Source organism: Natrinema sp. HArc-T2 (assembly GCF_041821085.1).
In the GTDB taxonomy this organism is placed as follows: domain Archaea; phylum Halobacteriota; class Halobacteria; order Halobacteriales; family Natrialbaceae; genus Natrinema.
Genome location: NZ_JBGUAZ010000003.1, coordinates 478,231 through 492,366, shown reverse-complemented (window position 1 = coordinate 492,366; position 14,136 = coordinate 478,231). Strand labels below are relative to the sequence as shown.

Genomic DNA, 14,136 nt, shown 5'->3' with positions numbered 1-14,136 from the left:
GTTCCGACACTGACTGACAGGAGTCCGGATGAAACCGGCGAGTCTCGCTGTTTCATCTCCTCCGCCGTTTCAGCATCGAATCCGTATGGACGGGATTACCGATCTCGATCGAAGTTGATGTCTTCCTCATACAGCGTGACGCCAGCCTCGGAACGGATCTCGAAGTATACGAACCGTCCAGTGAAGTCGCTGCTCGTGGTCGGCTTTTCGTTAACGCCGAGCGACACGTCTCCATTGGTGGTTGCTACGACGAGCCGGTCGCCGACACTGATCTCCGTCGGAACCGAGAGATGCTGACTTCCGCTCAGCGGGCTGAGTAAGAGATGGGTTCCGGCGGCGACCGGGTCGCCGCTCTCCAGTGTGAAACTGAGAAATCCGTCATCAGTGACCGTCGCCTCGAACGCTCGGCCCTCGTTCCGGGCAGTTTCCGCCCATTCCGGCTCGGACACGTCCGTCGTTCCGATGTTGGCGAAAGTCACTTCCACATTGCGAGCTTCATCGTTACCGCGAGACTGATACTCGATTTCGTACGTCGCCCGTTTTACGACGCCGCGTTCGGTGATAAAAATCGAGGCGGTTCCGTTCGTGAATTCGTCAGCACCGAACGGCTTGTATCCGTCGAGCTGTGTCTCCGCAATGGAGTCAGCCTCGTACCGTGCGACGAGCGTTCCGTCGATATCAGTAGCCGATGTGGCTTCACCGAAGTCGAACATTCCTGTGACCAGGTCCAGGTTCCGTTTGGAAAGGACTGCTCGCTGATTTTGACTGTTGTCGGTAATCTGGTAGACCGTCTGAAAGCCGATATCGCGCCGAATAAGGCCTCGAGAGTTCCCGATCTCCGTCCACTCTTTCGTCGTCGTTTCCTCATCCTCCTCGATAAAGATGATGCCGTCAGAACTGATTCGAGATTGGGTCTCTGTTTCGAAACTATTCCCCCGAAAGACGTTCTCCTCCGTCTGTCTGACCGTCACTGATCCCTCGTTCTCGATGTAATCGAAGTGTGCCGAAACGAACTCTGACTCCTCGAGTTCATCCCGCGTCGCGTGCTCCGGAAACGAGAAGTCCTCAAGCGACGGTTCGTCGGACCCATCTTCGCCATCGCTATTTTCGCCGTTCGATTCGTCCGTCGAGCTATCGCCTGTGCAGCCAGCAATACCAACGGTAGCCGTGGTGCCGACGGTAGTAAGGAATTTTCGGCGGTGCATACGCCAATTTCCAATTAAGAATACATATATTTACTGGTATGTTGTTACGCCCCGAAGTCTACAAGAAATTTACTGAAGTGTTTATTCGGTATAATCAGAACGGGTGGAAGTATCTGTCTCGATCCGTTTGGGAGAGGTACGTCACGGCGATGTCCACGTTTGACTCGGAGAGGGTTGATCACATCTGTGTCTTACTTCAAATCAGTCCCTTTTTACACGCAGACGGGGAAGCATCGGGTATGAGCTTCGAGGAAGACGACCGCGTGGTTCTCAACGACGAGCACAGCGAGTTCGACGGCGAAACCGGCACCGTGATCCAGACGATGGAGTCGATGTTCGGCGACGTCACCTACACCGTCAGCTTCGAGGACGGCGAGGAAGCCGGCGTCCCTGAGGACGACCTCGAGGCAGCCGACGACGCCGACGAAGACGAAGACGACGAGTAAGACCGACCGCGAGCCAGCCGCGCTCGCTCAGCCCGTTACACTGCCGATATCGAAATTCGACCCGCAGATGCCACAGATACCGCTTCACTACGTCGATTTACGGACGTTCTGCTACGCCACCGAGGACGAAAAACGCGTCGAGGAAGCCCTGCGAACCTTCCTGCCTGACGGTGACGACGAGCCCTTCGAGCTCGAGCGCGTCGAAAGCGAGGGCCACTACGGCGACCGCATCCTCGTGCTCTCGGCCCGCGTCGAGAACGCCGACGACGTCCGTCACGTCCTCTCGCGGCTGGCCGACCTCGAGTCCTTCGACGACCTGATCGACGAACTCGACGAGCGGGTCACCGAGAACACCGAACTGTTCCTCCGTCTCGATAAGCAGGCCGCCTTCCAGGGCGAGGTCCGGCTCGGCGACGGGATCACTTTCCGCGGGAAAGTCGAGGCCTACCCCGCGAAGAAAGAGAAGGCGGTCGAGAACGCCGAAGACGTCCTCGAGCGATTGCGCGACGAGCACTGACCGGTTGGAACTGGCTGGCGATGTCAACTGCTTCTGAGGAGCCTCGTCGATAGCCGGTCGGTGTTCGTTTTCCCGAATGGATCAGCGTTCGGCACCGGTGATGACGCATAGATCGGTTGCGTGTGGCTCTCAGCCACCGGCGACGATGGACGAAGCCCTTTTGACTGGCCAGTCAGTAAGTTTGGATAGATCCGTTCTGAATGTCCGACGAAACGATCGACGACCTCATGGAGGCGACATATTGTGCCCTCTGTAAACACGGGTACGCGGAGCTGACGATGCAAGACATCGCCGCGGAATCGACAAAGAGCAAAGGCACCCTCCACTACCACTTCGACAGTAAACAGGACCTCCTCGAGTCGTTTCTCGAGTATCTGCTCGACAACTTCGAGGAGCGGACCGCAACGGTGCCCGGAGAGACGCCGGTCGAACGGCTCCACGAGTTCGTCGACGAACTGTTGACGCCATCTGCCGACGACTCCGCCGAGGAGTTTCGGACGGCGGTCCTCGAGATCAAAGCCCAGTCGCCGTACAACGAGGCCTACCGGGAGCGACTGCGCGAGTTCGACCGCGTACTCCGGGATCGCATCGCGACGCTCGTCGCCGACGGGCTCGAGGCGGGTGAGTTCAGTGATGACGTCGATCCGGACGAGATTGCTGATTTCCTCGTTACGGTCTTCAACGGTGCTGAAATGCGGGCAGCAGCGGTCGATCGGTCGCCCGAACAGACGAAACGCCACGTCCGCAAGTACATCGACGACGTTCTGCGACCGGAGGAGGCAGTGAAGCGTGACGGAGCGACGACGAGTGTCGAAGACGAGGGGGACGGCAAATGAGCCTGCTCGATCGATTGTCGGGGCTGTTCAAGGGCCGCGACGAGTTCGATCTGACCTCCGGCGACATCGCAGGACCGCTGTTCTATCTGTCCCTGCCGATCATCGTGACGAACCTGTTGCAGACCGCCTACAACCTCATCGACACGTTCTGGCTCGGCCAGTACAGCACCGAGGCGCTGGCGGCGATCAGCTTCGCGTTCCCGATGGTCTTTCTGCTGATTTCCGTCGGCATGGGATTGTCAGTCGCCGGGAGCGTCCTCGTCGCCCAGCATATCGGGGCTGACGAGGAGCGGAAAGCGGAGTACGCTGCCTCACAGACCGTGGCGCTGTCGTTGCTCGGTGCGATGATCCTCGGACTCGTCGGATTCGGCTTCGTCAACGAATTGCTCGGGCTGCTGGGCGCATCGGCTGACGTATTGCCGCTTGCGACCGACTATATGCAGGTCATCTCGCTCGGGATGCCGTTTATGTTCGGTTTCTTCGTCTTCATCGCGCTGATGCGGGGCTACGGCGACACGATCACGCCGATGCTGGTGATGTTCGGTTCGGTACTGCTGAACGTCGTCCTCGACCCCTTCCTGATCTTCGGCTGGGGGCCGTTCCCCCGACTCGGAATCGAGGGGGCAGCGATCGCGACGGTCTTCTCGCGGGCGCTCGCGCTCGTCGTCGGCCTCGCGATCATGTTTCAGGGTGCGAGAGGTGTTCGGATTCGGCTCCGACAGATGCGGCCCGATCTCACCTTTGCGAAGAAACTCGTCAGCATCGGGTTCCCGGCGTCGATCGAGGGGATGGGCCGTGCGCTCTCGATCAACCTCCTGTTGGTGATCGTCGGTCTGTTTCCCACCTACGTCGTCGCCGCCTACGGGATCGGGACGCGCGTGTTCTCGGTGATCTTCCTTCCGGCGATCGCAGTCGCCCGCGGCGTCGAGACGATGACCGGCCAGAACGTCGGGGCGGACAAACCGGAGCGTGCGGAAGCCGCCGCGAACTTCGCCGCTCGCACCATGTTCGTCGTCCTCGGCGCGCTCGGCGTCGTGGCATGGCTCGCCGCAGAACCGATCACGACCGCCTTTACCGACGACCAACAGGTCATCGACGTCGGCGTGACGTTCCTCCGGTATGTCGCTCCATCGTTCGGGTTCATCGGCGTCATGCGGGCCTACAACGGCAGCTTCCGCGGCACCGGCAAGACGCTCACCGCGGCGGCGATCGTCCTCGTGACCTACGCGCTGGTCCGACTCCCGATCGCCTACGGCCTCTCCCAGGCGATCGACTACCGCGGGATCTGGATCGCCTTCGCCGTCTCGAACGTCTTCGGTGCCGCCCTCGTCTACGCCTGGTACCGCAGAGGCACCTGGCGAGACGCCGACGTGACCGACGGGCCGGCAGGACCGGCGCTTGGCGACGACCTCGAGACCGGCGCCGAACTCGAGACCAGTACTGACGACTGATAGGGATCAGCAGACTAGTTCATCGTTTCTTTCGTCGTGCGGTTTCCCAAGTAGGCGTTTTCCCCGTGAGAAACGCCGAATATCCACGCAGAGCCCTATGAGACGGCTGCCGTCTCGAGTTTCAGGAGTCAAATTGCTGCCCGGTCGAGTAAAGTACCTGTGTGTCGTTTGGCTCGACCGAGTCGAGCGTCGATGAAACACCCACCAGCCACAGCCACCACGGAGGTGTAGCGGATGGTCGAGACGGTCAGCATCGACCTGCTGAGCCTGCTGCTCGTTCTCACCGTCGCGTGGGTGTTCGGCGCGCTCGCCGAGCGTGTCGGCTATCCGACGATGATGGGCGAGCTGTTCGCCGGCATCGCGTTCGGTCCGGCACTGCTCGGCGTGTTACACCCCTCGGAATTGCTCTCGGTCCTGTCCGAGCTCGGCGTGTTCCTCCTGATGGTCTACGTTGGGATGGAGGTCGACCTCCGCGAACTGTTCGAACTCGGTCCTGCGTCGTTGTTGATCGCCTTCGGGGCCTTCGTCATCCCGTTCGGCCTGGGCTACATCGCCGGCGTCTGGCTCGGCGTCTCCGCCGGCGCGGCGCTGTTTCTCGGCCTCGCGATGGCCGCCACGTCGCTGGCCACGAAATCACGCATTCTCGCGGACCTCGACTTGCTCGAGACGCGGATCGCGAACGTGTTACTCGGCGGTGCGCTCGCCTCGGACGTGGGGGTGCTCATCGTGTTCGCCGGTATCGACAGCTACGTGACCGCGGGTGCGCTCGACCCGACCGAACTCGGCACGATCGTCCTGCAGGCGATCGGCTTCTTCGCGGTGACGCTCCTGCTGGGCTATCGTTTCCTGCCGCTCGCCTGGAAATACATCGAGCGCGAGCGCGAGCGCTATGGCTTCGTCGATCGGACGACCGCCTTTACGTTCGCATTGCTCGTCTCCCTGCTGTTCGCCCAGCTCGCGACGCTCGCGGAGTTGCACATGATCATCGGCGGGTTCATGGCTGGGATGTTCCTCCGCCAGTCCGATGTCGAGCCCGGGCTCTACGAACACATCCACGTAGTCATCTACGACCTCGCGATGGGGTTTTTCGCACCTGTCTTCTTCGTCACGGTCGGGTTCCAGATCACCTTCGACGTCTTTTCCGACAGTATCGGCGTGCTTGCTGGGCTCGTCGCGATCGCCTTCCTCGGCAAGATCATCGGTTCCTGGCTGTTCGCGCTGCCGACGTCGCTGACCTCACGCGAGGGACTGGTCGTCGGCTTCGGGATGAACGGCCGCGGCACCGTCGAGATCATCATCGCCGAGGTCGCCTTTGGGGCCGGCGTCATCGACCAGTCGCTGTTCTCGATCCTCGTTTTCATCGCCGTCTTTACGACCGCGCTCGTCCCCGTCACCGTCACCTGGGGCGTGCGGTTGCTCGAGAACGCGGACGAACTTGTCTACGTCGACTCGATGGCACCATCCGAGGACTGAGTCCATGGTGACCCCGACGACGTTCGAGCGGGGCGTTTTTGCCGCCCGGCCCAGCAGATAGGGGTATGCAAGTCTCAGTCGTGGGTGACGACCCGGTCCGCGAAGCAGTCGTCACCGCACTCGATGACGTCGATGTCGGCGTCCGCGAGGCACGTCCCGGCGAGCTCGCCGACGCTCGCTTTGCAGTCGTCAGCGACGTCGCCGGCTCGGCGACGTTCGACCGGGCGAACGAAGCCGCACTCGAGGGCGGCACGCCCTGGATCGCCGTCGAGATCGGCGGGGTCGGCAACCACCCACTCCCGGGGGTGGACGCGGCCATCTCTGGCTTTGCACCCGCCACCGCCTGTTTCGACTGTCTGCGCGCACGCGTCGCATCGAACGTCGAGGATCGCGCCGCAAATCCACAGGCCGATCGCGCCGCAGCACGACTCGCCGGCGCGGTCGCTGGCCGGGAGTGTGTGCGCGTCCTCTCCGGCGACGAGGAGTCGATCATTGGGCAGGTACGCGAGGTCCCACACGCCCGCCGACAGATACTGCCCGTCCCAGGCTGTACGTGTGCCGACGACGAACGGGATCGCACGCTCGAGCGCGACGCCGAAACGCTCGCCCTCGAGGCAGCGGTCGAACATGCCGAGGGAGCGATCGACGATCGGGTCGGTCCCATCTCGAGCATCGCCGAAGTCGAGTCCTTCCCGGCACCCTACTACCTGTCGACGGTCGCGGACACGACCGCCTACAGCGATGCGAGCGCACCCCGGCAGGCCGCCGGCGTCGCCGACGACTGGAACGCCGCACTGATGAAAGCCGTCGGCGAGGGCCTCGAGCGCTACTGTGCCGGCGTCTATCTCGAGGCGGACTTCGTCCACGCGAGCGAAGACGACCTCGAGCGTGCGATCGCACCGACGGCACTCGTCCGACCCGAGGACGCGCCGACCTACGATTCAAGCGACAAACACCGCTGGATTCCGGGAGAGAACCTCGAGACGGGTGAGGAGACACACCTGCCCGCCGCGGCGGTCCAGTTCCCCCAGCCCGGCGAGGCGCTGGTCCCGGCGATCACGACCGGGCTGGGACTGGGCTCCTCGACTGTCGACGCGCTCGTCTCCGGGCTGACGGAAGTGATCGAGCGCGACGCGACGATGCTCGCGTGGTACTCGACGTTCGAGCCGCTTGGTCTGTCGGTCGAAACCGAGGCGTTCGACACGCTCGAGCGTCGCGCTCGGAGCGAGGGACTTGCAGTAACGCCGCTGCTCGTCACCCAGGATATCGACGTGCCAGTGGTCGTGGTGGCCGTCCATCGCGAGCCCGACGCGCTCGACGGTGACGGATCGATCTCGCCGGGTGACGACGCGTGGCCGGCGTTCGCCCTCGGCTCGGCGGCCGGCCTCGACGCCGAAGCAGCCGCGACGTCGGCGCTCGAGGAAGCCATGCAAAACTGGATGGAGCTACGTAGTCTCGGCCCCGACGAGGCAGACGATGCCGGCGGCGCGATCGGCGAGTACGCCGCGTTCCCCGAGCGCGCACAGGAGTTCGTCGATGTCGACCGGGCCGTGCCCGCGGCAAGTGTCGGGCCAGATCCGGTCCCGACCGGTGCCGATCGGTTCGAGGAGCTCTGCTCACGGGTGCGTGACGCTAACTTGACACCCTACGCCGCACGCCTGACGACTCGAGACGTCGAGGCACTCGGTTTCGAGGCCGTCCGAGTCGTCGTGCCGGGCGCGCAACCGCTGTTTACCGACGCGCCGTTTTTCGGCGAGCGCGCGCGGACGGTGCCCGACGAACTGGGCTTCGAACCGCGTCTCGAGCGGGCGTTTCACCCGTACCCCTGATCGGTCACTGCGGCTGTCGGATGGCGATCGATACAATAGCGGCGAGGAACCCGTTATCGGTCGGCGACGGACTCGTTGGTGCTCGTTCCAGTGTCACTCGAATTCGAGTCGACTGAGTCGGACTCAGCAGCCGATCCAGTCCCCCCGTCGTCACGGTCGAGTTCCAGTATCAGATCGTCGTCGGTAATCCGAACGGTCACGCTGCTCGTCTGCGGCGTGATCGACTCCTCTTTGGTGAGTTGTCGAGTGCGATCATCTCGATCGATCTTGGTTACACGAAAGCGCTGCTCGGTCGCGTCGAGATGCGGTGCCGTCGCCCGCTGGCCGGCCGTGAGCGTGAAGCTCTCGTCGTAGGTCTGGCGGTTCGTCTCCCGCTCGAAGGCCTCGAGTGTGATGTCGTAGGGTCGTTCGGCCTCGCTATAGATTTCGATCGGAACCACCCCCCGGAAGCTCCCCTCGTAGTGTTCCTGTAGCGCCTCGACACAGCCCGAGAGCCCGATAGTTGCGGTCACGCCTGCAGTTCGAAGTACCGTCCGACGGTTCACGTCCGGCGTTCGGGGGCGGACGACTGTAGGCGTTACTCTTCGAACCGAACCGGACTGGCTCTCGTGGTCGGTTGAGGCAGAACCTTTTCACGGGGGATGGAGTTGATCAACGTATGGCCACAGCAGACAGTTCGACCGACCGAATCGACACGACACTCTTCATCACCGTCTCCGGCCCACCGGGGTGTGGAGCGACCACGCTGTGTGAACGCCTCGCCGACGCGATGGGCTGTCCCTACGTCTCCGGCGGCGACATCTTCCGCGAACTCGCCGAGGATCGTGACATGAGCTTAAACCAACTCACAGCGAAAGCCGACGAATCCGACGAGATCGACCGCGCGTTAGACCAGCGCCTCCAGCAGATCGCCGAGAAATGGGGCACGGCTAACAAACCCTTCATCCTCGAGTCCCGGCTAGCGGGCTGGCTGGCCGGCGAGCGCGCTGATCTGCGGATCTGGCTCGACGCACCCAAGGAAGTCCGCCTCGAACGCATCGAGGATCGCACCGAGACCGAGGCGGAGATGCGCGTTCGCGAGGTCAGCGAAGCCGGCCGCTACCAGTCGTACTACGACCTCGACATCGCCGACCGGTCGTTTTACGATCTCGAGATCAACACCGCCCGCTGGAGCAAACAGGGTGTGTTCTCGATCGTCCGAACCGCGATGGAAGAGTACGACGCCGAACTGGACGAAGGCGCGTTTTCGACGCCCGAGATAGATATCTAGGGTCTCGAGCACTGCCGCGGCGTCGCTGTTCCGCCGTCGTTCTACCGAGTCGTCCAGCCGCTCACGGGGGTCGACGATCGAAAGAATCTGCCGAACGGAATTCGTGTCGCTCTGTGTCAGAACGACCAGGTCGTTACTCGCCGTCGGGCGAGTAGTTCGGTGCTTCGTCGGTGATGACGACGTCGTGGGCGTGGCTCTCCGCCTGTCCGGCCGAGGAGATCCGGACGAACTCCGAGCGCTCCTTGAATTCGGGGATGGTTTCAGCACCGACGTAGCCCATTCCCGACTGCATGCCGCCGGCGAGCTGGTGGAGTTCCGACTTGAGGGTGCCCTTGTACGGCGTCGCGGCCTCGACGCCCTCGGGGACGTACTCGTCGTCCTCGTCGGGTTCGTCTTTCAGGTAGCGGTCGCTGTCGCCGGATTTCATCGCGCCGACCGAGCCCATGCCGCGGTACTGCTTGTACTTCTTGCCGTTCATCGTGACGACGCGACCGGGTGCCTCGTCGGTGCCGGCGAAATAGGAGCCAAGCATGACCGCGTCAGCCCCGGCGGCGATCGCCTTGATGGCGTCGCCGGAGTACCGAATGCCGCCGTCTGCGATAACCGGAACGTCGTGTTCGGCAGCCACGTCGGCGACCTGTGCGACGGCGGTGATCTGGGGCATCCCGGCTCCCGAGACGACGCGCGTGGTACAGATCGAACCCGGCCCGATGCCGACTTTGATCCCGTCTGCGAAGTCGACGAGATCCGCAGCCGCTTCGCGGGTGCCGACGTTGCCGACGACGACGTCCGCGTCGACGGACTCCTTGATCTCGCGAGCGCCCTCGATGACGTTCAGGTTGTGCGCGTGTGCGGTGTCGATAAAGAGAACGTCCGCGCCGGCCTCGTCGGCAGCCTCCGCGCGGTCTTGCTCGAAGGGGCTGACGGCGACGCCAAGCCGGAGTCGGCCCTCCTCGTCGCGAACTGCCTCCTGATACTCACGACGCTGGAGAATGCCCTGCATCGTGACCAGGCCGACCAGCAGGTTCTCGTCGTCGACGACCGGCACGCGCTCGATCTTGTGCTCGTACATCAGGTCGAACGCGTCGCGAGCGTCGACGTCAGCGGGCGCGGTGATGACTTCGTCGGTCATCGCTTCCGTCACCGGGTCGTCCTCGTTGACCTCGAGGTGGGGCCGGATGTCCGTACTCGAGATGATCCCCAGGACCTCACCGTTGGTGTTGACGACGGGTGCGCCGCCGACGCCCTGGCGGGCCATCAGGTTGTCGACCTCGCGGACGCTCATCTCGGGATCGGCAGTGACGACGTCGTCGAGGGGGATGATGAGTTCGTCGGCGCTTTTGACGCGCTCGATTTCCTCGACCATCTCGTCAACGTTCATGTTGCGGTGGAGGACGCCGAGCCCGCCGTGGCGGGCCATCGCGATCGCCATGCCGCTCTCGGTGACAGTGTCCATCGCCGCCGAGAGGATCGGAACGGAGACCTCGACGGTTTTCGAGACGTGCGAGGTGAGATCGGCGTCGTCGGGTTCGACGCGGCTCTCCTTCGGCCGAAGAAGGACATCGTCGAACGTTAGCGCTTCCGGTACCTGTAGTTTCGAAGAATAGGGCTCGTGCTCAGGAACGTCGTTCGCCATGTAAACTGTCCGGTGTCCCGGGGGAAAAGCGTTGCGAGATAAAAGTCGGGTGAGAACGGTTATCGAGGCCGTCAGTGGGCGATTCGTCCGCTCACGTAGTATGTCATCGTGCCCCGTTGTGGATCCTCGCCGATGCTCGAGTCCGACGGAGATACTCACGACGATCACCACGACAGGTGCACACATCCACGCCATCGCTGTTCGTTTCTGTACGGATCCGTCCGATCCCGCCCGAACACTACCAAGTCGTGAAACCGTCTCTCACACAACGTTTATTGACGATCCCATCCTCAATTGTGGTATGTACGCTGTGAGTGCATCCACCGCCCGAACTGCTGGCCGGACGAGTTTCGACTCCGTCGCCACCGTTGCGTTCGGGAATTTTACATCGAAACTCACAGCGAATGGCCAGAAACCCAACTCGATCGAGCGGTGTGCGGACCGATCGGTATGGGATCGGCACTCCTATCGCCCACTGGCCTCGGGTCACGGCCATCGGCCCTGACCGATGAGTACGTCACAGCACCCGGTCGCGCTCCGCATGGAGCGCATCGTCGGCGGTGACGCGAGACTGCTCGCGCTAGTGATGATGCTCCCGTTAGTCGACGGTGTCTTCCCCGCGTTGATCTTAGCCGGCGCACTCGACGATCCGCTGGGCGCGATTCAGGTCGGCCTGTTGATCTTCGGCGGGAGCGCGACCGTCGCCGTCATCCTCGCTGAGATGGACGGCACCCCCCGCGAGCAGGCGGCGGTCGTCATGCTCGTCGGCGTCCCGCTGATCCTGCTGGCAGCCGTCCAGGCCGCGCTCGCGCCGACTTTCGAGAGTCTCGTCGACATCGTCATCTTCGAACGGTTTGCAGCGCTGGTGATTGCCGCCATCGCGGCCAAAACCGCCAGCGCGACCATCGGTGACTACCTCCCCAACCCCGTCGTCGTCATCGGGTTGGGGCTGGTCGCCAGCGTCGATCCGTCCGGACTGACGGTGCAGGTGATGACCGACCCCGTCCTCGTCGCCAACGCGACGCTGGCCGCGGCCATCGGCGTCGCCTTCGCGCTGACGATCGCGCTCACCGGGCCCTACCTCCGGACCTACATGGACATCGACCGGTTCCGCTTCGGCAGCGCCGTCGCGCTGGGCCTGCTCCCGCTGTCCCTGCTCGGGATGGCCTTCGGACAGGCCCCGCTGGCCGCGTTGCTCGTCGCTGCTGTCTTCGCCGTCGACCTGCCGCTCGGCGGGAGCGACTCGGACTCGAGTCCGGAGGCGGAACTGAACGCCGCCGCCAAGCTCAGTGCGGTGCCCGACGGTGGGGACGGCGAGGGCTCGAGCGAGCTCGAGGCCCCGGTCGCGGAGGCCGACGACGAGTCGGAGACGTATCCGGGCGACGAGACGACGGACACCGCGGGTCGGGCCCCGTGGCTGTAGTGCGGTTTCGGTCCGAATCGAAACCACTTTAGGTAAGATCCCCCAACTGAGAGTCGAGGGGTCGTGGCCAAGCCAGGCATGGCGGCTGACTCCAGAGGCAACGCGCCCGGGACGAAACTCCAGACTGATATACTGATCGGACACCTGATCAGTGTCCGTGTGATGACCCTCTGGAGTTCCGAGGCGCACCGGAGATATCAGTAGATCGGGGGTTCAAATCCCTCCGACCCCACTTCCTCATCGACTTCTTTCAAACCCGCATACTGAAGGGTGTTACTTATAAAGAACACTCCCGGTCGGGTCTAATATTTCAGTCGTGCAGGTTACGATGTGCAACTCTGTTTGGCGATTCTATTGCAGGTAGGTGAATGAAACTGATAGACCCCGGTCTCGATGAATTGACCCGTGTAATTTAACTGAATATAATTCTCTTGAAAAAGAGAACGTTCGTTGATCTCTGCTGAATACACGGTGCGAATGCAACAGGCGATCTAACTCGATCTCCGAAAGTAGTGGACGCTCACTACAGGCTACTCATCTATCGCTAATTGCAGGTATCAGCGTTAACACCGACCGAATTATGATAAACTCTATACAACATCAGAAAAGTTCACATAGGATAACTGAGTTATACCACTCTATGCTTGGTCACTCTCGTAATGAAGGAACTGATGAAGTACTGGATGCATTAAGTAACCCTATTCGGCGTCGGCTACTTTTCAGTCTCTATGAACGGGGCCGAGATGACGGTGAACTCCCGCTTCAACAGGTCTCAGGTCTTGCGTTTGAGGAGAAAAACATACAGGCCGAACTGCATCACGTGCACCTTCCGAAGCTTCAAGAGAAGGGGTACGTACGCTGGGATGGTGATGAGCACACCATAACCCAAGGCCCAGAGTGGAACCAAATCGAACCTCTTCTTAGATTAGTTTATAACCATCTGAATGAGCTTCCGCCCCGATTAGGGGGGTCTGCGTCGATAACGTAGCTGCTGCAGGGAGGTATCTTGCCGAGACACACCTCGTTAGTGACGAACAATTCATTTTGTATTCTATCGGTGACTGTTCAGGTTTGGTTGTGGCCCGCAGCACAAGGACGGGGTCGTCAAGGCGACAGTGCCAAAAAATTACAGCGCCCCATCCCCGCCTCCATTGAGTTCCAGTTGATCCAGATAAACGGGGGTTATTCCAGAAATGAGTTGCCACCATTTTTTATCAGATAGCCTTTGATCGAGTATTATGGACTCTGAAACTCTAACGTATATCGTGTCTATCGTGTTGATATTCCTCTTGATTTGTGCAGCTATGGTCTTGGCGGTAGCCTACGGGGCGATAGATATTTTCACCGACTACTACGGTTGGGTGTTGTCTGGTTTCTAATCCTTAGATCGGGGACTACCAGTCTTGGGTTGACCGAGTAGGGTTGCGCACGTCGACAGAATCCGGTTCCCGAATCTGCACACGAGCCATGACTCGTCGTGTGCAACTCTCGAGTCGACCCATCGTCTGAACACCCGGTCGTGGCTGGCTGATCGACACGTGTCATCGGTGAGATGGGCCGTTCAGTGCGGCGAACCAACGCGGGGTTCGAGGGCCGTGTGTCCGAGCATGCAAATGAGGACCGACGGCGAGTACGCGTGCCGACGGGACGCGACCGACGGGCAGCTCGCCGACTGCAACACGACGACCGCAGTGGTGAGTGCTTGCGACGCTGGGCCGACGGTCGTCTAGGCCGTCGCCAGGTCCTCGAGCGCGACGAGCGCTCCCGCAGTGGCGACGATAGCTGCAGGCTCCAGTAAGCGGCTGATGTCACCGTAGAAACGCCGGCTAAGGGCCGACGCAAGCACACTCATTGCCCAAATGGTGGTTGCTTGTATATGATCCGAGATCGTCGCCGGATGGGTGGCAGTGGAACGATCCCAGGTGCAGCGAGGATATCTGGTTAGATCGACCGCCCCTCGCATCCCTTTCTTGGAGGGCCGTTATATTAGGCTATTACCTGCCCGAGAATATGGTGCACATCAGCGGCCCACGACTGGATAAGGGCGCAA

Annotated in this window: 13 protein-coding genes and 1 tRNA gene; 10 read left to right on the top strand and 4 right to left on the bottom strand. The window is 61.8% G+C overall.

The window, feature by feature from the left end; genetic code table 11:
• Positions 1-95: 95 nt before the first annotated feature.
• The gene (locus tag ACERI1_RS10045; RefSeq protein ID WP_373618000.1) at positions 96-1,205 is read right to left on the bottom strand and encodes a hypothetical protein; all 1,110 of its coding nucleotides are present in this window, start codon (positions 1,203-1,205) and stop codon (positions 96-98) included.
• Between the two features lie 239 nt (positions 1,206-1,444).
• Here ACERI1_RS10045 and ACERI1_RS10040 point away from each other — a divergent pair, with 239 nt between their 5' ends.
• The 6 genes from ACERI1_RS10040 (at position 1,445) to ACERI1_RS10015 (ending at position 7,757) form a co-directional block, all read left to right on the top strand.
• Entirely contained in the window at positions 1,445-1,651 is a 207-nt protein-coding gene (locus ACERI1_RS10040) for a DUF1918 domain-containing protein (protein ID WP_373617999.1), read from the top strand.
• A gap of 67 nt (positions 1,652-1,718) precedes the next feature.
• Positions 1,719-2,168 carry an RNA-binding protein gene (locus ACERI1_RS10035; RefSeq protein ID WP_373617998.1) on the top strand — a complete coding sequence of 150 codons (450 nt, stop codon included), beginning with the start codon at positions 1,719-1,721 and terminating at the stop codon, positions 2,166-2,168.
• 200 nt (positions 2,169-2,368) lie between these two features.
• Positions 2,369-3,004: a TetR/AcrR family transcriptional regulator gene (locus tag ACERI1_RS10030; RefSeq protein ID WP_373617997.1), complete on the top strand. Its 636-nt coding sequence runs from the start codon at positions 2,369-2,371 to the stop codon at positions 3,002-3,004.
• Positions 3,001-4,455 (top strand): MATE family efflux transporter, encoded by a 1,455-nt coding sequence (locus ACERI1_RS10025; RefSeq protein WP_373617995.1) that lies wholly within the window; start codon positions 3,001-3,003, stop codon positions 4,453-4,455. The genes ACERI1_RS10030 and ACERI1_RS10025 overlap by 4 nt, the downstream gene beginning before the upstream one ends.
• A gap of 234 nt (positions 4,456-4,689) precedes the next feature.
• Positions 4,690-5,928, top strand: coding sequence for a cation:proton antiporter (locus tag ACERI1_RS10020; protein WP_373617994.1), 1,239 nt, complete (start codon positions 4,690-4,692; stop codon positions 5,926-5,928).
• 65 nt (positions 5,929-5,993) lie between these two features.
• Entirely contained in the window at positions 5,994-7,757 is a 1,764-nt protein-coding gene (locus tag ACERI1_RS10015; RefSeq protein ID WP_373617993.1) for a YcaO-like family protein, read from the top strand.
• 53 nt (positions 7,758-7,810) lie between these two features.
• On the opposite strand, the gene ACERI1_RS10010 is transcribed toward ACERI1_RS10015, so the two are convergent.
• A complete protein-coding gene (locus tag ACERI1_RS10010) occupies positions 7,811-8,302 on the bottom strand; it encodes a hypothetical protein (protein WP_373617992.1) in 492 nt (163 codons plus the stop codon).
• A 113-nt stretch (positions 8,303-8,415) separates the two neighbouring features.
• On the opposite strand from ACERI1_RS10010, the gene cmk reads away from it, so the two are divergent.
• Positions 8,416-9,027, top strand: a complete 612-nt coding sequence (cmk, locus tag ACERI1_RS10005) for a (d)CMP kinase (RefSeq protein WP_373617991.1) — start codon at positions 8,416-8,418, stop codon at positions 9,025-9,027.
• 133 nt (positions 9,028-9,160) lie between these two features.
• On the opposite strand, the gene guaB is transcribed toward cmk, so the two are convergent.
• Positions 9,161-10,663, bottom strand: a complete 1,503-nt coding sequence (gene guaB / locus ACERI1_RS10000) for an IMP dehydrogenase (protein ID WP_373617990.1) — start codon at positions 10,661-10,663, stop codon at positions 9,161-9,163.
• Between the two features lie 508 nt (positions 10,664-11,171).
• On the opposite strand from guaB, the gene ACERI1_RS09995 reads away from it, so the two are divergent.
• From ACERI1_RS09995 to ACERI1_RS09985, 3 genes are all read left to right on the top strand, one after another.
• Entirely contained in the window at positions 11,172-12,086 is a 915-nt protein-coding gene (locus ACERI1_RS09995) for a DUF5794 domain-containing protein (RefSeq protein WP_373617989.1), read from the top strand.
• Between the two features lie 57 nt (positions 12,087-12,143).
• Positions 12,144-12,318 (top strand) — tRNA-Trp (locus ACERI1_RS09990).
• 1,375 nt (positions 12,319-13,693) lie between these two features.
• Entirely contained in the window at positions 13,694-13,816 is a 123-nt protein-coding gene (locus tag ACERI1_RS09985; RefSeq protein ID WP_373617988.1) for a hypothetical protein, read from the top strand.
• Here ACERI1_RS09985 and ACERI1_RS09980 read toward each other — a convergent pair.
• Positions 13,813-13,938: a hypothetical protein gene (locus ACERI1_RS09980; protein ID WP_373617987.1), complete on the bottom strand. Its 126-nt coding sequence runs from the start codon at positions 13,936-13,938 to the stop codon at positions 13,813-13,815. The two genes, ACERI1_RS09985 and ACERI1_RS09980, sit on opposite strands and share 4 nt — an antisense overlap.
• Positions 13,939-14,136: the final 198 nt, after the last annotated feature.

Excerpts from the sequence above, each read along its gene's own strand:
- ACERI1_RS10045 (WP_373618000.1), bottom strand. The coding sequence starts at position 1,205 with ATGCACCGCCGAAAATTCCTTACTACCGTCGGCACCACGGCTACCGTT.
- ACERI1_RS10040 (WP_373617999.1), top strand. The coding sequence starts at position 1,445 with ATGAGCTTCGAGGAAGACGACCGCGTGGTTCTCAACGACGAGCACAGC.
- ACERI1_RS10035 (WP_373617998.1), top strand. The coding sequence starts at position 1,719 with ATGCCACAGATACCGCTTCACTACGTCGATTTACGGACGTTCTGCTAC.
- ACERI1_RS10030 (WP_373617997.1), top strand. The coding sequence starts at position 2,369 with ATGTCCGACGAAACGATCGACGACCTCATGGAGGCGACATATTGTGCC.
- ACERI1_RS10025 (WP_373617995.1), top strand. The coding sequence starts at position 3,001 with ATGAGCCTGCTCGATCGATTGTCGGGGCTGTTCAAGGGCCGCGACGAG.
- ACERI1_RS10020 (WP_373617994.1), top strand. The coding sequence starts at position 4,690 with ATGGTCGAGACGGTCAGCATCGACCTGCTGAGCCTGCTGCTCGTTCTC.
- ACERI1_RS10015 (WP_373617993.1), top strand. The coding sequence starts at position 5,994 with ATGCAAGTCTCAGTCGTGGGTGACGACCCGGTCCGCGAAGCAGTCGTC.
- cmk (WP_373617991.1), top strand. The coding sequence starts at position 8,416 with ATGGCCACAGCAGACAGTTCGACCGACCGAATCGACACGACACTCTTC.
- guaB (WP_373617990.1), bottom strand. The coding sequence starts at position 10,663 with ATGGCGAACGACGTTCCTGAGCACGAGCCCTATTCTTCGAAACTACAG.
- ACERI1_RS09995 (WP_373617989.1), top strand. The coding sequence starts at position 11,172 with ATGAGTACGTCACAGCACCCGGTCGCGCTCCGCATGGAGCGCATCGTC.
- ACERI1_RS09985 (WP_373617988.1), top strand. The coding sequence starts at position 13,694 with ATGCAAATGAGGACCGACGGCGAGTACGCGTGCCGACGGGACGCGACC.
- ACERI1_RS09980 (WP_373617987.1), bottom strand. The coding sequence starts at position 13,938 with ATGAGTGTGCTTGCGTCGGCCCTTAGCCGGCGTTTCTACGGTGACATC.